The sequence below is a fragment of the Streptomyces sp. NPDC026417 genome, assembly GCF_055567695.1.
Map to the genome: position 1 here is coordinate 395,716 of NZ_JBVHPY010000002.1, position 16,705 is coordinate 412,420.

General features: G+C 70.5%; 17 protein-coding genes and 1 pseudogene. 7 read left to right on the forward strand and 11 right to left on the reverse strand.

Going from position 1 to position 16,705, the window contains the following annotated elements:
- Positions 1-134 precede the first annotated feature (134 nt).
- Together ACZ4NT_RS04485 and ACZ4NT_RS04490 are read right to left on the reverse strand one after the other, a co-directional pair.
- A complete protein-coding gene (locus tag ACZ4NT_RS04485) occupies positions 135-1,370 on the reverse strand; it encodes a PP2C family protein-serine/threonine phosphatase (RefSeq protein ID WP_467723330.1) in 1,236 nt (411 codons plus the stop codon).
- A gap of 169 nt (positions 1,371-1,539) precedes the next feature.
- Entirely contained in the window at positions 1,540-1,902 is a 363-nt protein-coding gene (locus ACZ4NT_RS04490) for a DUF4180 domain-containing protein (protein WP_467723332.1), read from the reverse strand.
- Positions 1,903-1,998: 96 nt separating this feature from the next.
- On the opposite strand from ACZ4NT_RS04490, the gene ACZ4NT_RS04495 reads away from it, so the two are divergent.
- Positions 1,999-2,427: a helix-turn-helix domain-containing protein gene (locus tag ACZ4NT_RS04495; RefSeq protein WP_467723333.1), complete on the forward strand. Its 429-nt coding sequence runs from the start codon at positions 1,999-2,001 to the stop codon at positions 2,425-2,427.
- 344 nt (positions 2,428-2,771) lie between these two features.
- Complete coding sequence (locus tag ACZ4NT_RS04500; protein ID WP_467723335.1) at positions 2,772-3,353, forward strand: DUF1360 domain-containing protein; 582 nt, start codon at positions 2,772-2,774, stop codon at positions 3,351-3,353.
- 198 nt (positions 3,354-3,551) lie between these two features.
- Here the strand turns inward: ACZ4NT_RS04500 and ACZ4NT_RS04505 are convergent, their stop codons facing one another.
- Both ACZ4NT_RS04505 and ACZ4NT_RS04510 read right to left on the reverse strand, forming a co-directional pair.
- Entirely contained in the window at positions 3,552-3,890 is a 339-nt protein-coding gene (locus tag ACZ4NT_RS04505; protein ID WP_121409339.1) for a MerR family transcriptional regulator, read from the reverse strand.
- Between the two features lie 983 nt (positions 3,891-4,873).
- Positions 4,874-5,281 carry a YciI family protein gene (locus tag ACZ4NT_RS04510; RefSeq protein ID WP_121409340.1) on the reverse strand — a complete coding sequence of 136 codons (408 nt, stop codon included), beginning with the start codon at positions 5,279-5,281 and terminating at the stop codon, positions 4,874-4,876.
- 266 nt (positions 5,282-5,547) lie between these two features.
- Between ACZ4NT_RS04510 and ACZ4NT_RS04515 the strand changes: the two genes are divergently transcribed.
- Entirely contained in the window at positions 5,548-6,546 is a 999-nt protein-coding gene (locus tag ACZ4NT_RS04515) for an RNA polymerase subunit sigma-70 (protein WP_467723338.1), read from the forward strand.
- Positions 6,547-6,596: 50 nt separating this feature from the next.
- Here the strand turns inward: ACZ4NT_RS04515 and ctaD are convergent, their stop codons facing one another.
- Together ctaD and ACZ4NT_RS04525 are read right to left on the reverse strand one after the other, a co-directional pair.
- Positions 6,597-8,297 (reverse strand): aa3-type cytochrome oxidase subunit I, encoded by a 1,701-nt coding sequence (gene ctaD, locus ACZ4NT_RS04520; RefSeq protein WP_121409342.1) that lies wholly within the window; start codon positions 8,295-8,297, stop codon positions 6,597-6,599.
- A gap of 602 nt (positions 8,298-8,899) precedes the next feature.
- The gene (locus tag ACZ4NT_RS04525; RefSeq protein WP_467723340.1) at positions 8,900-9,421 is read right to left on the reverse strand and encodes a hypothetical protein; all 522 of its coding nucleotides are present in this window, start codon (positions 9,419-9,421) and stop codon (positions 8,900-8,902) included.
- A gap of 178 nt (positions 9,422-9,599) precedes the next feature.
- On the opposite strand from ACZ4NT_RS04525, the gene ACZ4NT_RS04530 reads away from it, so the two are divergent.
- Complete coding sequence (locus ACZ4NT_RS04530; RefSeq protein WP_467723342.1) at positions 9,600-10,028, forward strand: VOC family protein; 429 nt, start codon at positions 9,600-9,602, stop codon at positions 10,026-10,028.
- Positions 10,029-10,096: 68 nt separating this feature from the next.
- Here the strand turns inward: ACZ4NT_RS04530 and ACZ4NT_RS04535 are convergent, their stop codons facing one another.
- Both ACZ4NT_RS04535 and ACZ4NT_RS04540 read right to left on the reverse strand, forming a co-directional pair.
- Positions 10,097-10,510, reverse strand: a complete 414-nt coding sequence (locus ACZ4NT_RS04535) for a hypothetical protein (RefSeq protein ID WP_121409345.1) — start codon at positions 10,508-10,510, stop codon at positions 10,097-10,099.
- Positions 10,511-10,937: 427 nt separating this feature from the next.
- Complete coding sequence (locus tag ACZ4NT_RS04540) at positions 10,938-11,396, reverse strand: hypothetical protein (protein WP_147464456.1); 459 nt, start codon at positions 11,394-11,396, stop codon at positions 10,938-10,940.
- Positions 11,397-11,758: 362 nt separating this feature from the next.
- Here ACZ4NT_RS04540 and ACZ4NT_RS04545 point away from each other — a divergent pair.
- Both ACZ4NT_RS04545 and ACZ4NT_RS04550 read left to right on the forward strand, forming a co-directional pair.
- A pseudogene (locus ACZ4NT_RS04545) lies at positions 11,759-12,418 on the forward strand (SAM-dependent methyltransferase); the annotation flags it as partial.
- 207 nt (positions 12,419-12,625) lie between these two features.
- Entirely contained in the window at positions 12,626-13,288 is a 663-nt protein-coding gene (locus ACZ4NT_RS04550) for a class F sortase (RefSeq protein WP_467723571.1), read from the forward strand.
- 210 nt (positions 13,289-13,498) lie between these two features.
- Here the strand turns inward: ACZ4NT_RS04550 and ACZ4NT_RS04555 are convergent, their stop codons facing one another.
- Positions 13,499-13,873 carry a hypothetical protein gene (locus tag ACZ4NT_RS04555; protein WP_467723345.1) on the reverse strand — a complete coding sequence of 125 codons (375 nt, stop codon included), beginning with the start codon at positions 13,871-13,873 and terminating at the stop codon, positions 13,499-13,501.
- Between the two features lie 23 nt (positions 13,874-13,896).
- Positions 13,897-14,307, reverse strand: coding sequence for an alpha/beta fold hydrolase (locus ACZ4NT_RS04560; RefSeq protein WP_467723347.1), 411 nt, complete (start codon positions 14,305-14,307; stop codon positions 13,897-13,899).
- A gap of 270 nt (positions 14,308-14,577) precedes the next feature.
- Here ACZ4NT_RS04560 and ACZ4NT_RS04565 point away from each other — a divergent pair, with 270 nt between their 5' ends.
- On the forward strand, positions 14,578-15,483 hold the full coding sequence (locus ACZ4NT_RS04565; protein WP_467723349.1) for an alpha/beta fold hydrolase: 906 nt from the start codon (positions 14,578-14,580) through the stop codon (positions 15,481-15,483).
- On the opposite strand, the gene ACZ4NT_RS04570 is transcribed toward ACZ4NT_RS04565, so the two are convergent.
- Positions 15,449-16,252: a sigma-70 family RNA polymerase sigma factor gene (locus tag ACZ4NT_RS04570; RefSeq protein WP_467723351.1), complete on the reverse strand. Its 804-nt coding sequence runs from the start codon at positions 16,250-16,252 to the stop codon at positions 15,449-15,451. The genes ACZ4NT_RS04565 and ACZ4NT_RS04570 overlap by 35 nt on opposite strands.
- Positions 16,253-16,705: the final 453 nt, after the last annotated feature.

A 16,705-nucleotide genomic window follows, 5' to 3' on the forward strand; every position in this document is an offset into this window, starting at 1 on the left:
CCGGTGATTCCGCCTCGTTGAAGGTGTCGCGGAATTCGCGCAGCCGCCGGAAGATGCTCGCTTCGCCCGTACACCCCACCCTGCACGACGACGTGATCATGCCCGTGTGAGCGAAGCGCATGGAGACGCTCCGGTCACGGCTGCCGCTTCGGGCGGGCGGCCGAGGCTCGCCGGGTGTCCGCTCCGGAGCTGACCTGCCGCCGGGTCTCCTGAGGGCCGTGCCAGTCCAGGCACATCACCGTGGCGTCGTCCTCCAGCCGGCCGTCGGCGGCGTCGCGGACCGCGGAAGTCAGTATCAGCGCGGTCTCCCGCGGGTGAAGGTCCCGGGTTTGCTTGAGGAGTGCGGGCAGGTCGACCTGCTCCCCGTGGCGTTCGAGCATGCCGTCGGTGTACATGAGCAGACGGTCTCCGGGGCGCAGGTCGAGGTCCTGGACGCGGTAGGGGTGGGGAACGAACTCGGACAGCCCGAAGGGGTGGTCCACCGCGCAGGTGACCATCTCCACGGTTCCCTCGCGCATGCGCAGAGGCCAGGGGTGGCCGGCGTTGACGATCTGGGCCCGCCCGGTGCGGAGGTCGACGCGCAGCAGCTGTCCGGTGGCGTGGCCCTGGCCGTGGTCGATGAGGGCCTGGTCGGCCCGGTGGGCCTGCTCGGCCAGGTCGGCTCCTGCCCGGCGGGCGCCACGCAGGGCACTGACCAGGACGGTTGCGGCCAGGGCGGCCTGGATGTCGTGGCCCATGGGGTCGGTCACGGACAGATGCAGGGCGTCACGGTCCAGGATGTAGTCGAAGGTGTCGCCGCTGAGGCCTTCGGAGGGCTCCAGGTTCCCGCACAGGGTGAACTGCGCTGCTTCGCAGGACAGTGACGGGGGCAGCAGTTGGTACTGGATCTCCGCTGCCAGGGTGGGGGGCCTGGACCGTTTGCCCCAGGTGTAGAGGTCGGTGAACCGCCCGTTGGCGATCACGATGTAGGCCAGGAGGTGGGCGGCTTCCCCGATCTCATCGAGGATCCGATCGCCGGGCTCGGTCGGCAGCAGGAGTTCCAGCAGCCCGATCGCGTCCCCCCGGTTGGTGACCGGCATGATCACCCGCTGTTCTCGGCCGGTCGACTCCTGGTACAGGCGCTGGGTGCGGATCACTTCTTCGTAGGCACTGCCGAACAGGGGGATCCGTTCCGCCTGTCGCCCTCCCTCTACGGGGGCGGTGGACAGACGTGCCACGGCTTTCCCGGTCAGGTCCACGATGAGGAAGGAGACTTTCGTGGCCCTGAAACGCCGCCGCAGGTCATCCGCGACCACGTCCACGGCGTCCACGGGTGCCGCCGCCTCGGCTGCTGTCAGCACCAGGGGGAGGCCACCCTGTCCATCACGCACGACCGCGGTCCCTTTCACCAGCCCCTCCCCCAGCTTGGGAGTCGTGAAAGGGCACGTCAATCCGTGGCGGTCAAGGGCAAGACGCCCCTGCCGTGCGTTCGCGCGGGACCGGGCCGCGATGTGCCTGCGTCGGCGGCCCGGCCGTTTCTCCGCGGGAGCGCGGGGTCGCTCAGCCCAGCAGGCGCCGCGCCAGCTGGGCTCTGTCCGTCAGGAACCACAGCCGGCGCCCGCGGTTGCTTTCCCGGACGAAGTCCCGCAGCGCCGAACTGGCCTGCGTATGGCGGGAGATGTCGCCCAGGACGACCAGGCCCATGTCGTACTGGGCGAACTTCTGGACGATGGCCCCGGCGGTGCGCGTGCGGAGGACGAAGAAGTCCTCGGCGAGGCGCTCGGCGGGGAGGACGACCCATCGGGCGCCCTGGTAGGAGGCGTCGCCGATCAGGTCCAGAGCGTCCCGCTCGGATGCGACGGGCGCTCCTTCGGCGGTGCACGTCAGCACGGGGACGTCGTGGATCTCTTCCAGGGAGGTCATGCCGACCAGGCTAACGCGTGCCCGGACAGCAAACGACCGATTACTTCCCTATCGCTCCGTGAAGAGAGGACCTGATCGATGCCTTAAGGTGCGTTTATGGAACGTCTCTACTCCGTGGATCAGGTCGCAGAGCGGCTGGGGCTGCACGTGCGGACCGTGCGCAAGTACGTGCGCGACGGTCACCTGAAGGCAGTCAAGATCGGCAAGCAGTACCGGATCACGCACGAGGACATCGAGGCGTTCACCGGGCGCCCCGTGCCCGCTCCGGCGCGGGAGACCGTCGGACGGCACCGGCGGGTCGAGGTCTGCAGCGTCGTCGAGATCGATGCGATCGACGCCGAGACGGCCGGCCGGGTGTCCACCCTGCTCACGGCGGCGCCGGCGCACCGGGATCCCGGCGAGCCGCCGCTGCGCGTGGAGACGGTGTACGACGAGGAGCGGGCGCGCATGAAGGTTGTCATTCTGGGCGGCCCGGCCGACACCGCGCGGCTGCTGGAGTACGTGGACGCAGTGGCTCACGCCTGAGCGCCGCGGGCACGGGCCGCCGACGCGCCCACCACTGGTTGAGGGCGGTTGCGGCCCCGGCAGGCTGATCCGGCGAGCCGCCCACGATCTCACCGCGGACCGGGGGCAGGCACCACCCCGGCAGGGCGCTCCGGCGGGCCGCCCACGGCCTCACCGCCGACCGGGTGCGGTTTGCCACCCCTCCGGACTGCTTCGGCGGCCCGATCCGGGTACTCGGCGCCTGGCGGTCCTCGCCCGGACCGGTCGGCCGACGTCGGGACTCCTCCTGGCGCGGTCCGGCGGCGGGCAAGCCGCTCACGGTCAGGAACGGACCCGGCGATCGGCCGGGGAGTCAGGAGGAACCCATGGTGTTCGGCGCGGCCGACGAGAGCGGGACCGGTGGCGGTTCGCCCTCCTGTGCCCACACGCGGCCGGCAGACGGCGCGGACGGCCGGGCAGGCGGCGGCCCGTACGCGCCTGGCGGGACGGTTCCCCTCGGGGGTTACGCCGTCCTCGCGAGCCTCTACGGTGCGGCGACGGGGCTGGCCGCGCTGTCGCTGCGCAGGTCGGGGCGCCCGCTGCCGTCTTCCGGGGTGCCGCCGTGGGATCTGCTGGTGCTGGGCACCGCCACCTACAAGGTGTCCCGGCTGGTGACCAAGGGGAAGATCACCAGCTTTCTCCGGGCGCCCTTCACCCGGCGCCGGGAGGCGGCCGGCGGCAGCGAGGTGGTCGACGAGCCGCGCCTGACCTCCCCGGTGGGGCAGGCCGCCGGTGAGCTCGCGGCCTGCCCGTTCTGCGCCTCGACCTGGGCGGCCACCGGTCTGGTCTGCGGGTACGTGGCCGCGCCCGACGCCACCCGGCTGGTGGCCGCGGGCCTGAGCGCCGTGGTGATCTCCGACTGGCTGCAGTACGCGTGGAGCTTCACCCAGCAGCGGGTGGACGGCTGAGGGCGCGGCCCCGGTCGCCGACTGCAGCGGGGCCGGCCCGCCACCGCCCCCGCAGAGTCATGAGCTCTACGGGAGGCCAAGTCGCCGGCCCTGCGAGCACGGCCACGGCCCGCCGGGTGCCCCCGGCCCGATGAACCGACGGGGCAGCAGGCGGGCCGGAAGTCGGGAAGCAGGCGATCAGGGGAACGGCACGGACCGTCAGGCGGCGGTCATCGGGTTGGCCGATGCGGCGGACCGGCGGTACTGCGCGTTGAGCCGCTGGGCCTCTTCGAGCTGGTCCTCGAGGATGACGATGCGGCAGGCGGCCTCGATGGGGGTGCCCTGGTCGACGAGTTCCCGGGCGCGGGCGGCGATGCGCAACTGGTAGCGGGAGTAGCGGCGGTGTCCGCCCGCGGAGCGCAGCGGGGTGATGAGGCGGGCCTCACCGACGGCACGCAGGAAGCTCTGGGTGGTGCCGAGGAGTTCGGCGGCCCGTCCCATGGTGTAGGCGGGGTAGTCGTCGTCTTCGAGACGGCCGAATGCATCGTCTGCTGTCATTGCACCTCTCTGTTCTGTGGCACGCGTCGAGGGGCCCTGGTGCCGTACGGCACCAGGGCCCCGAAGGAACTGCTACACCATCTGCCGGCCCTGATACTGCACCGGCCTGTTGTTTCCGCCGACCCGACCGAAATACTGCCGGGGATGCGGGGATCGCGGTTGCGTGACCGGAGACCACCTCACTATCGATGTCCTGCGGTACCCGGACTCAAGGCAATTCGTCCGGGCGATCCTGATGGCGTTTCGCTCCTCCGTTCTTCCCTCTTGATCTGCACTTACCTTGGGGGGACTGCGTACTGCTGGTGCTACGAGGTACTGCTCTTTGCGGGTACTGCCGGCACTGCGTACTGCGCTGTACTGCTGGTGACCTGAGTAAGCGTCACCCTTCGGCAGCCGGCCCCGTCGCCCTCCTGCATCTGCTCTGGCGCGGAACCCCACCGCCGAACTTCCCGGTGCGCGCGTCCGCAGCCGACGCCTTCACCGAGGTGTTGCTCACTGACTTCGCTGCTGGGTACTGCGAACTGCACCTGCGGGTACTGCCATGGCGGCTCCTGATGACTGCGAGCCACCCGGTCCGGTCGTCAGCCCCGTCGCCGTCCTGCAACAGCCATGGCTTCGGAACTCCACCACCGCACCGTCCTGCCAACTGCAACTGCACACTGCTGACCGGCAGTTCATCTCTGCCAGGTCCTTGCGGTCCTTCTGGCTACGAGAGAAACCATAACCACAGCACCGACCAATGTCTACTCTCGCCAGAGTAGATTTTTGGGCAGTCGACGGTGAGGTAATCGTCCGCGCACGTGGAGGGAGGTCAGCGCCCGTGCGGTGGGGGCCGAACGGGTGAGCCGCCGTCGGAGCGTGCCTGCCGCGCGGTTGAGGCCGCATGGTCCTGCCGGTCCCACGGGCGTTGCGGGGGTCGGCGGGACCACCGGCAGCCGAGCGGCGGCATCGCGGCGCAGCAGGACTTCGCCCCCTCTGCGAGGTCACTCCGTGACAGCACAATGCTCGGCGTAGAACGCGCGCAGTTCGAGCCATTCGTGGATCGGCTTGCCCCCGGCCCCGGGGGCGGCGGACAGTTCGCCGGCCAGTTCCAGGGCCCGCTCGTGGCTGTCGACGTCGATGATCATCCAGCCGGCGATGAGGTCCTTGGTCTCGGCGAAGGGGCCGTCGGTGACCGGCGGGCGGCCCTCTCCGTCGTAGCGGACGAACGTGCCCTCGGGGACGAGTGCCTGGCTTTCGACGAACTCGCCGGTCTCCTCCAGGCGTGCCGCGAAGTCGCGCATGTACTGCACGTGGTCCGAGATCTCCTGCGGCGTCCACTGCTCCATCGGCACGTCGTTGGACGGGGCCGGGGCGCCACGGTAGTGCTTGAGCAGCAGGTACTTGGCCATCATCGTTCTCCTTGAGCGGTGCGAGCCGTGCGGTCGCGTTCACGGCGGGGACGGAGCCGGCCACTCGTTCTCGACATCGCTGCCCGACCCTTTTCCAGGTTCTCGTGGCTGAATCCGGGGCGCGCCCCCTCCAGCGGGGCAGGCCCCTGGCCCGACCGCCCGTCGGCGCCGCTCTGCCGGCTCTGCCGATTCATGCCGGTGATGAGTTTTCGCGCCCGTGCCCGTCACATCTACGAGGGGGCACGGCGAGGCGGAAGGATGACGTGATGGGTACGGACACGCGGCTTGAGGAGCTGGGCGTGAGCGGTGTGGGAGAGGTCGACGAGCCGGCGTTCGCGGGTCTGGCGGAGCGGCACCGGCGGGAGCTGCACGTGCACTGCTACCGGATGCTGGGGTCGTTCGAGGACGCCGAGGACACCGTGCAGGAGACGTTCCTGCGTGCCTGGCGCCGGCGGGAGACCTTCCAGGGGCGGTCGACGTTCCGGGCCTGGCTGTACCGGATCGCCACCAACGCCTGCCTGGATCTGCTCGCCAGGAGCCGGCCGGAGCCGGCGAAGAGCGGTGAGGTGCCGTGGCTGCAGCCCTATCCGGACCGGCTGCTGGACGAGGTGCCCGCGGCCGGCGGGGACGAGCCGGAGAGCGTCGCCGTCGCCCGGGAGACGATCGAGCTGGCGTATGTGGTCGCGGTCCAGCACCTCGCGCCGCGCCCGCGGGCCGTGCTGATCCTGCGGGACGTGCTCGGCTGGCCGGCGAAGGACGTCGCGGAGCTCCTCGGGGATTCCGTCAACTCCGTGAACAGCGCGCTGCAGCGGGCCCGGGCGGGCATGCGGGAGCATCTGCCCGCCGAACGGCAGGACTGGAGCGGCGGCGAGCAGGACACCGCGACCCGCGAGCTGGTGCGCCGCTACACCGAGGCCAGTGTGGCCACGGACGTCGACGAGCTCGCCGCCCTGCTGCGGGACGACGTCCGCTGCTCGATGCCGCCCACGCCGGGCCTGTACGTCGGCCGGGACGCGGTGGTGAAGGACTGGGTCGAGAGCGGCTTCGAGAGCATGCGGGGCCTGCGCGCCGTCCCGACCTGCGTGAACCGGCAGCCCGCCGTCGCCTTCTATCTGTGGCACGAGCGGCAGGGCGTGTACCTGCCGCTGACGATCGACGTCCTGCGTGTCGTCGGCGGGGCCATCGCCGAGATCATCACGTTCCACGACGACCGGTTCCCGCGGCTCGGGCTGCCCGGGCGCCTGCCGGCCCACGGAAGGGAGTAGTGCCGGTGCGGGCGCGCGCGGCAGTGCATGCGCTGCCGTTTGCGGCGGGCTCAGTTCCCGTCCTCGGTGGGGTCGAAGGCGTCGCGCCTGCCGGAGTGCTCCTTCTGGTCCAGGGCGGCGACCTGGGGGTGGTGGAGGTCGAAGGCGGGGGAATCGGAGCGGATCCGGGGCAGGGCGACGAAGTTGTGGCGCGGTGGCGGGCAGGAGGTGGCCCATTCCAGGGAGCGGCCGAAGCCCCAGGGGTCGTCGACGTCGATGCGCTTGCCGTACTTGGCGGTCTTCCACACGTTGTACAGGAACGGCAGGGTGGACAGCCCCAGCAGGAACGCGCCGATGGAGGAGATCGTGTTGAGGACGGTGAAGCCGTCGGCGGCCAGGTAGTCGGCGTAGCGGCGGGGCATGCCCTCCGCGCCCAGCCAGTGCTGCACCAGGAAGGTGGTGTGGAAGCCGACGAACAGGGTCCAGAAGTGGATCTTTCCCAGGCGTTCGTCGAGCATCGTGCCGGTCATCTTCGGCCACCAGAAGTGGAAGCCCGCGAACATGGCGAAGACGATGGTGCCGAAGAGTACGTAGTGGAAGTGCGCCACGACGAAGTAGGTGTCGGTGACCTGCCAGTCCATCGGTGGTGAGCCCAGGATGACGCCGGTCAGGCCGCCGAACAGGAACGTCACCAGGAATCCCAGTGCCCACAGCATGGGCGTCTCGAAGCTGAGGGAGCCGTTCCACAGGGTGCCGATCCAGTTGAAGAACTTCACTCCCGTCGGCACCGCGATCAGGTAGGTCATGAAGGAGAAGAACGGCAGCAGGACCGCGCCGGTGGCGAACATGTGGTGCGCCCATACGACCACCGACAGCCCCGTGATCGCCATGGTCGCGCCGACCAGGCCCACGTAGCCGAAGATCGGCTTGCGGGAGAAGACGGGGAAGATCTCGGTGACCACGCCGAAGAACGGCAGGGCGAGGATGTAGACCTCGGGGTGGCCGAAGAACCAGAACAGGTGCTGCCAGAGGATCGCCCCGCCGTTCTCCGGGTTGAAGACCTGGGCGCCGAAGCGGCGGTCGGCCTCCAGCACCAGCAGCGCCGCCGCCAGCACGGGAAACGCCAGCAGCACCAGGACCGAGGTCAGCAGCACGTTCCAGGTGAAGATCGGCATGCGGAACATCGTCATGCCGGGGGCGCGCATGCAGATGATGGTGGTGATGAAGTTGACGGCGCCGAGGATCGTGCCGAACCCGGACAGCGCCAGCCCCATGATCCACATGTCGCCGCCGATGTAGGGCGCGCGCTCCCCTCCGCTGAGCGGGGTGTAGGCGGTCCATCCGAAGTCGGCCGCGCCCTGCGGGGTGAGGAGGCTGCCGACGACGATGAGCCCGCCGAACAGGAACAACCAGTACGCCAGCATGTTCAGCCGCGGAAAGGCCACGTCCGGGGCGCCGATCTGCAGCGGCATGATCGCGTTGGTGAAGCCCGCGAAGGTCGGCGTGGCGAACAGCAGCAGCATGATCGTGCCGTGCAGGGTGAACGTCTGGTTGTACTGCTCACTGGTGAGCAACTGCAGGCCCGGCCGGGCGAGTTCGGCCCGCAGGAGCAGGGCCAGCACGCCCGCGAACAGGAAGAACACGAACGATGTGATCAGGTACAGGTGCCCGATCTTCTTGTGATCGGTCGTCGTCACCCACGACACGATCACCTGCCCCTTGCCGCGCCCCGCCACTGGCACCGGCGCGACCGGTTCCGTCACTGCAGCCATTGCATCCCTCTATGCTCGGACGATCAGTATCTATCCGCTCTTTTCGCTCACGATGGCCTATTCCGGTGCGGCGGTGCACTCCTGCCACGCCGCCCTTCGCGTATCGCGCACGCTGTGTTCCCCTCTGCCCGCCTTCTAGGCATTCCAGAGAGCAGCCAGCGCCCGTTGGCGGGTGGCCGGGTCAGAGAGCGGCGGCCGGGCCGCTGGGGCCGCGTCATTCGCACAGCGCCGTCGGCCCGGTGGCGGCTGACGTAGTCGACAAAGCGCTCACGGCCGAATTCCTGCCCGAGTGCGTCGCGGGCCTCGACGATGGCAGGCGACGGTACTGCACGACCTTCAGGTCCGGGTGAGCGTCCCCCGGAGCGGGACGCCGTCACCGAGCTGGCCCTCGGCGTGATGCCGACGTCGTCGTCGACGGCGAAGAGGGACGAGACTGTGCACGCCAGGTGTGCCGGTCGGCGTCGGCGCGGCCGCGGCGGAGCTCGAGCCGGGGGATGCCGCGTCAGACGTCGGGACGGCGGCGAACTCGGCGGCGACGTCGACGCAAAGCGCCGGACGGGCAGGTCCCGTCGAACCGTCGTGATGGCCCCCTCCTTGCCCGATCACGCCCCGCCCGTCGGCCGCTGGACAGTCCGCCATCGCGGCGCCCGGTCATCGGGGGTGTCCGGGGAGGCGAAGTGAAAGGGCACGCCGAGATGGCCGGCCAGCGCCCGGCCCGCCTCGGCGGCGGCGACGGCGGGCGGAGAGCCGTCCGGGCGGTGGTGGACGGTCGCCAAGTGGCGCTCCCCCTCCGGGGAGTCCAGGACCGCGACCAGGATCACGAACCAGTCGTGCACGGTGTCGCCGTCCCACAACGCCTCCACCGCCGCCACACGGCCCGGGGGTGCTGCGGCGCGGGCGGCGAGCGAGGCGAGATCGAGCGGATCGGGCGGTCTGCGCTGCACTCGGTCTCCCAATGCCTCGTACCGCGCGTGGACCACCATCTCGGCCTCGTGCAGGCTCGCTCCCAGCGGGCGCAACGCCTTCAGGACGGATACGACCGCCGGCAGCCGGCGATCCCGCAGCACGTCGGCGTCGACCTCCCGACGGGTCTGTTCCTCCAGGTGGGCCCACCAGTCGCTCACCGGGCCACCCTCCTTGATTCCAGGGCATACGTCACGCGCACGAACGTACGTCAGGGCGCGGAGTCCGACGCAGCCCATTTCTTGGTGCCGCCGACTTGGAGATGTGCGTTCTTGTCGGCAAGGACACGTACCGGGTGTCCGTAGCGCCGATGAGGGGTGTGCACGGCACAGTGGGAGGATGAGCGATGGCGGCAGGAACGAGGTACTGGCCGGGGCCCGCGTGGCGACCAGGCTGTCGGCCCGGGATCTGGAGCGGGCGCGGCGCTTCTACGCCGAGCGGCTCGGCCTGGAGCCCGTCGACGAGCGGCCCGGAGGGCTGCTCTACCGGTGCGCGGGCGGGGAGTTCGTACTGTTCGCGTCGACGGGAGCCTCGCCCGGCACCTTCACGCAGATGGCGCTGGAGGTCGGGGACATCGAGGCGGCCGTGGCCGAGCTGAGACGACGCGGCGTGGTGTTCGAGGATGTCGACGTGCCCGGTCTGCGTACGGTGGACGGGATCGCCGAGGTCGAGGGGAACTATCCCAGCAAGGGTGCACGCGGGGAACGCGGTGCCTGGTTCCGCGACAGCGAGGGCAACCTGCTGGGCATCGGCGAGCCGGTCTTCTGACGCCGCCGGACGCGGCAGCGGACACGCTCCCGGTCCTACGGCATCGGCGCCCCCTACGTGACGGTGCCTCAGTCGGCGGCGGGGCGCTCTGCCCGGCGTCCCGGCGCGCCGGAGGCCAGCCACTGCCAGCGCCGGCGCTCCGTGACGAGGGTGGCCAGGGCCAGCAGGGTGACGGGCGCCGCCGCCCAGCCGGGCCAGGCCAGCCACGAGGACGTCACGGCCGCGGCGAGCTGGAGCAGCACCAGAAGGATCGTGACCCGGCCCGGCACCGCGATGATGACCGTCGCCTTGTCGCCGGGGGTGGAGAAGCAGGTGGGCAGGCCGACCAGGAGGACCACCGACAGGACGGCGAGCAGCCAGGAGTGGCCGGCCAGCGCCCAGGGCGTCGCCACCCAGGCGATGAGCTCCACCACGAAACGCAGCACGGACGCGGTGCGGTCGTCCGGCCGCGGCAACGTCGCTTCTCCCCCGTCGGTCGTCATCCGCGGACGATCTCACGGAGTGAAGCGGTCCGGCCACCCTCCCCCGGCACCGAGGCCCCTTGCCCAACGGCCGCCAGAGCGACTGCAGTTGCTCCGGCCCGCGTCCTCAGGAGTGGGCGGGCGGGCGCGCCGCAACGCAGAAAGCCCCACCCCGGGAGGACCGGGGTGGGGCTTGTGTGGAGCGCCGGGCAGGCCTTGCACCTGCATTTCCCCACGGGAAGTGGGGCGTCTTTCCTTGGACCACCAACGCGAGGCGCGGTCACCGCAGTTCGGCGGCGCGCTCAAGATCGATGATAGCCCAGGCGGGGCGGTGCGCGCGACCCCCGCGGTCGCGGTGCTCCCCTGCCGGCGGGGGCGGTGCCGTCTGTGCCGGCAGACGGTGTCCGGCTGGGTGGCGGGGCTCGTCACCGGCGCCACCGTGGCGGCGTCAGTGGCAGAGCACCGACGACACGGCCACGTTGATCTTTCTGGCCTCGGTGTGCGTGACCTTGTGGGTGCTGGTGGAGAAGCGGGACTTGGCGGCGGTCTCGGCGTTGCCGCCGCCGTTGATGGTCGAGCACTGGTTGCGTGCGTTGGTCACGGCCTTGTCCTCGTCGGCGACCAGAGCGGGGTTGATGGCGCTCAGGGCGCGCAGGAGCTGGGCGCGGGTGGCGGGGTCGGGGTCGGCCGGGATGCCTGTCTTCTTCTTGGTGTCGCCGGAGTCCGCGCCCCCGGCGCCCTTGGAGTCCTTGGAGCCTGTGGGGTCCGGCGTCTTCGCGGCCGGCGTCGTGGCCGTAGTGGCCTTGCCGGGCTCGGACTTGGCGTCGGCGCCGTCGTCGCTGCTGCAGCCGACGAGGGTGAGGGCGAGTACCGCGGTGACGGCCGCGGCGGTGGTGCGGATGTGCATGATCCCCCCTGGGACGTTGTTGCTGAGGGACATCATGCAGCAACGGAGGGTGTCGTTCGGTGCGCTCGGCACTTCCCCGCCGTTCCTCCGCTGCCCGGAGGTGCTGCCGGTCGGTGTCCGGCCCCGCGTCCTCGCCGCTCGGCCACCGTCGTCGCGGCCGCGGCGGTGCCGCAAGTGGCCTGGATGGTCGGGCAGTTGGAAATCGGTGGACAGGCGGGGGCTGCGGGCTCTAGCGTCCCGGCCTGTCCGATCCACACGTCCTGATGGGGTGCATTTGATGACGGTCCAGGCTCTGGTGGCCGGCTCCGGCCGGCTGTCCTTCGTGAACGCCATGACCGCATCGAACCGAAGGAATCCCTTCCGTGGATCTTCCGCGCATTTTCAGTATTCGCGAGAGCAGTCACCGCATCCACAACCCGATCACCGCTGAGAAGCTGGCCGCGCTCGGGCAGGCACTGGACCTGAGGCCCGGTACGCGTGTGCTGGACCTGGCGAGCGGGTCGGGTGAGCTGCTGTGCACCTGGGCACACGATCACCGCGTCACCGGGACCGGCGTCGACATCAGCACCGTGTTCACGTCGCGGGCCCGCGCCCGCGCCGCCGAACTGGGGGTGGCCGACCGCCTCGACTTCGTGCACGGCGACGCCCGCGGCCATGTCGCGGACGAGCCGGTCGACGTCGCCGCATGCATCGGCGCCACCTGGATCGGGGACGGCGTGGCCGGGACCGTCGAGCTCCTGGCCCGCAGTCTCCGCCCCGGCGGGCTGCTGCTGATCGGTGAGCCGTACTGGCGCCGGGAACCCTCCGGCCAGGAGTGTGTCGAGGCCTGCCATGCCGCCGACCGGTCCGACTTCCGCCTGCTGCCCGAGCTGCTGGAGCAGTTCGCCGGCCTGGGCTACGACGTGGTGGAGATGATGCTGGCCGATCAGGACAGCTACGACCGCTACCGGGCCGCCCAGTGGCTCAACCTGCGCCGCTGGCTGGACGAGAACCCCGGCGACGAACTGGCGGCCGAGGTACGGGCCGGGGGGGGGGGGGGGGGGGGGGGGGGGGGGGGGGGGGAGAGGGGGGAGGGGGGGGGGGGGGGGGGGGGGGGGGGGGGGGGGGCCCCCCCCCCCCGGGGTCCCCCCCCCCACGTCCCGGCACCCGCTCGCCTTGCCTCCCAACCCGTCTCGCGAATTCGAAAGGTGTTCCTGGTGAAGTCCCGACCAGATCTCACCGGTGCGGGTGTGTCCCGGCGTAGAGCGCGATGGGTCGCAACCACCGTCTTCTGGACCTTGGTCCTGCTCGTGCTCGTATTCGTGGTGGGCCCGAACAGCTTCACCCACGATGCGACCGGTTCGCCCGCGTCTCGAGAGCCCACCTCGTCGTCCGCCAGGAAGTCGTCGCGCCCCGGTGAGCCCAGCGCCTCCGCGGCGGTCGGCGTGACGATGCCGAGGTCGGCACCCACGCGTCTGAAGATCCCGAAGATCGGAGTGAACGCGCCCTTCACGGCCCTGGCGATCGGGCCCTCCGGCGCCCTTGGAGCGCCGCCGGCGAACAACACCAACCTGGTGGGCTGGCATGCCGCGGGGATCTCGCCGGGCGAGCAGGGGACCGCGCTCATCGCCGGGCACCTTGACACCGTCACAGCCCCTGCGGTGTTCGCCCGGCTCAATGAACTCACGGCCGGCGACAGCTTCGAGGTCATGCGTGCGGACGGCACCACTGCTGTATTCGTCGTCGACTCCGTCGAGAGCTTCAGCAAGGACGACTTCCCGAACCGCCGCGTCTACGACGACACCCCCAAGGCACTCGCACGGCTCATCACCTGCTCCGGCGCCTACGACGGCACCGCGAAGGACTACACCGAGAACCTCGTCGTCTTCGCTCACCTCGCCAAGAGGGCGTAGTCCCGGGGTGTCGGCATCTCGCCGTCACGTACGGCGGTGTCCGGCTCCGTCCCGTACGGCGGCCGGGCCCGATGAGGAATCACCTGGCCGGAAGACCGGGCCCTCGTCGCCCGTCGCCCGGACGTGGTTCCAGCTCAGCCGCTCACGGCCGTACTGCGGGGGAGTGGGCGTTGCCGAGGCAGGGGGCGTATGCGCCGTGGGCGGCGTTGCTCACGCCTGCTCTCCGGTCGTGAAGAAGTCGGTCAGGACCGGGGCGAGGAGCTCCGGCTCGATGCCGTGCTCCTGGCCGGAGAAGACGTGCAGGGTGAAGTTGTCTGCCAGTGCGGCGAGTTCTCGCGCTCCGGTGAGCATGTGCGGCGCGCCTGCGTCCCCGCTGCCGACGAGAACGGGCACGCTCACGGACTTCCAGCGACCGGCCGGCAGCGGCCGCCCGGACATGGTGTCGCCCATGACCTGGCCGTCGTAGGGCAGGGTGCGCGCGGTGGCCTCCATGCCGGCCCAGAAGGGGGCCTGGCGCATTCCGGCGACAGCCTCGGCAGGCATGCCCACGGCCGCGGTCATGAAGTAGGCCACGGCGTCGCCCAACGCGCCTTGTCCGACGAGCTCCGTCAGGTGGGCGACGTAATCGGCCGGCAGCGGCGGACGGCTGTCGTCGGTGATGAAGGGGGCTCGTACACGGCCAGCCGAGAGACGGCGCTGCCCCGGGCCACGGCCTCCAGCGCCAGCACGGCGCCGGAGGACATGCCGAAGACCATCACCTCGCCGCCCGCGCGCCCGATCAGCGCTTCCAGGTCCTCGACCTCGCGCCGCACGTCGTACTCCGGGCTGTTCCCGCTGTCGCCGCGGCCCCGGCGGTCGTACGTGACGACGGTGAAGTGCTCGGAGAGCAGGCCGGCGAGCGCGGCCGAATCGCCACGGGTCATGAAGGCACCGCCGACGAGCACCACGGCAGGACCGGAGCCCCGCTGCTCGAAGGCGATCGTCGTGCCGTCGGCCGAGAGCACCTTGTCCATGGGCATAGCCCCAAACTTCTACGCAGACCCTAGGGGTCGGCAGCCCCGAACGTCGGAACTGGACGGTACAGTACCCGTATCGGTACTGTACCGTCCAGTACTATGCGCGACGATGAGCACCGGTGAAGGGGGAGTGGGTGCGGACAGCAGCTCGGCACACCGAAGCCTCCTGGCAGACCGTCTGCAAGTACACGCGGACAAGCAGAAGTTGTTCGCCGAGAGCATGTCGGCCACCAGACCACGACAGCCGATCCACCCGACCCGGAAAGGGGCCGCATGACCTGGTCCGAACGCACCGTGCAACGCGACGGCGTGCGCTTGTCCTGCCGGGACTGGGGCGGCTCAGGTCCGCCGGTCGTCCTGTTGCACGGACTGGCCGGCCACGCAGGCGAATGGGACGACCTCGCCCGGACCCTGAGCCCCGGCTACCGGGTCGTCGCCGTGGACCAGCGTGGCCACGGTGCCAGCGAGCGCTACCCGGACCAGGTGAGCCGTGCCGCGTACGTCGCTGATGTCGTCGCCGTCCTCGAACAGCTCGACCTGCACCAGTCCGTTCTGGTGGGGCAGTCCCTGGGCGGCCACACCGCCATGCTCGCCGCCGCCGCGCACCCCCGCCTCGTGCGTGCACTCATCTTGGTCGAGGCCGGCCCGGGCGGTCCGAACCCGAACGTGCAGAACGAGATCGGCGGATGGCTCGACGCGTGGCCGACACCCTTCCCGTCGCGGGAAGCCGCCGTGGAGTTCCTCGGCGGCGGTGCCGTCGGCGAGGGGTGGGCAACCGGACTGGAGGAACGCGACGGAGGCTGGAGGCCGCGCTTCGACCGGGACGTCATGGTCGCCTCGCTCACCGAGAACGCCCAGCGCTCCTTCTGGGACGAGTGGGCGAGAATCACTTGCCCGGTCCTGGCCGTGCTCGGCCAGGACGGCTTCATTCCCCAGCAGGAGGCCGAGGCCATGCTCCGACGGCAGCCGGGGGCGACGGCCGTGAGCGTTCCCGGCACGGGGCATGACGTGCACCTGGAGCGCCCTGACGTTCTGCGGCCTCTGTTCCGGGATTTCATCGACGCCGTCGCCGTGCACCCCCCCTTGCGGGCGGCCCTGACCGCCGAACAGAATCAAGCGGTGTCCAGCGTGCGGTCTGCTCCCATCAGTCGTAAAAGGTGTTGGTGGAAGACCACATGACGTTGCTGTCTCGGGGGCTCTCGGGCGCGGGCTCGAGCGCCCTGCCGACTGCTCTCATCACGTCCCTCCACCGGATGCCGACGTCTCCTGAGGCCCTCGCCAGCAGTACCACCAGGGCGATGAGCAGGAGACCGACGACGCTGGTGAGACTCAGCATGATCACTGCCGGCGAATCGGGACCTGCGGCCGGGATGATTTTCTTCTCACCGAATCTGACGAACCAGGTGGTCCACACGACAAGGGCGGTGCCCAGACCGACGAGTGTCACGCGCAGAGCGCGGATGGCCCGGTGTGCATGGACGCCCACCGTGCCGGATGCGGAGCCCAGTACCTGAGCCGCCTCCGCCTGCGTCATCCCCAGTTCCCGCGTCAGAAGCACCACTCTGCGCTGCTGCAGGGGCAAGTTCGCCAGTGCTTCGTCGAGCACATGCCGCACCTCGGCCTCGGCGATAGGCTCCACCACTGGCTCGTCCTCCGGCCGCACGTCCGCGTCGAGCGACGCGTACCCCCTCCCCAGGCGGTATCGCTGCGCGGCACGATCGGTCTCGCGCTCCATGCACCGGTAGACGTACGCGCGTACGTTATCGATCGGCTCATCGAGCGCCAGTACGGATTTCAGGACGTTCTGCACGACGTCCTGAGGGTCCGCCGACGACTGCGGCACGTCGCGGCAACAGAGCCGCTTGGCGGCATAGCGCACCATCCGCTCCTCCACCAGCGCTGCCAGTGCCTCGGCGTGCCGCGACCGCGGCCCGTCCCGGTCAGCCACGCCGCCCCCGCTTCCTCGCCCGGCGTCCCTCGCACGTCTGGACCGCAGATTCGCCCTCGGCGCGAATCATCTCAGCTCTCCCCGTGGCGCGGTCGCGGAACGCGATGCTCTTCAGCGCGCAGCTCGGCGACGACGCGAACGGCACTGCCAGGGACACCTCGGCGCCCATTTCTGCCGATTTCACCGGACCTCCTTCAGCCTGCGGCCCAGCGCCTCACCTTGAAGCAACGGCCGTACGCTTGCTGAGAGGCCGAACGCCGCCGGATTCTTTACCCGACGCCAAAGATTTCGGAGTCCTCCGGCCCGGCCTGGCCCTCCACGGGAGGCACGCGGCCACCCCCTGCGGGCCATGCACCATGGGCGACGTTTCCCTCGCCGCCGGCTGCTCCCACGGGCCGGCCTCCTGGCGCACGATGGTGGTCAGCCCCAGGCCGATCAGGAAGCCAACGATCG

Coding starts and splice junctions, on each gene's coding strand:
- ACZ4NT_RS04505 (WP_121409339.1), bottom strand. CDS start 3,890: ATGACAGCAGACGATGCATTCGGCCGTCTCGAAGACGACGACTACCCC.
- ACZ4NT_RS04495 (WP_467723333.1), top strand. CDS start 1,999: ATGGAACGTCTCTACTCCGTGGATCAGGTCGCAGAGCGGCTGGGGCTG.
- ACZ4NT_RS04515 (WP_467723338.1), top strand. CDS start 5,548: ATGGGTACGGACACGCGGCTTGAGGAGCTGGGCGTGAGCGGTGTGGGA.
- ACZ4NT_RS04510 (WP_121409340.1), bottom strand. CDS start 5,281: ATGGCCAAGTACCTGCTGCTCAAGCACTACCGTGGCGCCCCGGCCCCG.
- ACZ4NT_RS04540 (WP_147464456.1), bottom strand. CDS start 11,396: ATGCACATCCGCACCACCGCCGCGGCCGTCACCGCGGTACTCGCCCTC.
- ACZ4NT_RS04560 (WP_467723347.1), bottom strand. CDS start 14,307: ATGCCCATGGACAAGGTGCTCTCGGCCGACGGCACGACGATCGCCTTC.
- ACZ4NT_RS04490 (WP_467723332.1), bottom strand. CDS start 1,902: ATGACCTCCCTGGAAGAGATCCACGACGTCCCCGTGCTGACGTGCACC.
- ACZ4NT_RS04500 (WP_467723335.1), top strand. CDS start 2,772: ATGGTGTTCGGCGCGGCCGACGAGAGCGGGACCGGTGGCGGTTCGCCC.
- ACZ4NT_RS04565 (WP_467723349.1), top strand. CDS start 14,578: ATGACCTGGTCCGAACGCACCGTGCAACGCGACGGCGTGCGCTTGTCC.
- ACZ4NT_RS04530 (WP_467723342.1), top strand. CDS start 9,600: ATGAGCGATGGCGGCAGGAACGAGGTACTGGCCGGGGCCCGCGTGGCG.
- ACZ4NT_RS04535 (WP_121409345.1), bottom strand. CDS start 10,510: ATGACGACCGACGGGGGAGAAGCGACGTTGCCGCGGCCGGACGACCGC.
- ctaD (WP_121409342.1), bottom strand. CDS start 8,297: ATGGCTGCAGTGACGGAACCGGTCGCGCCGGTGCCAGTGGCGGGGCGC.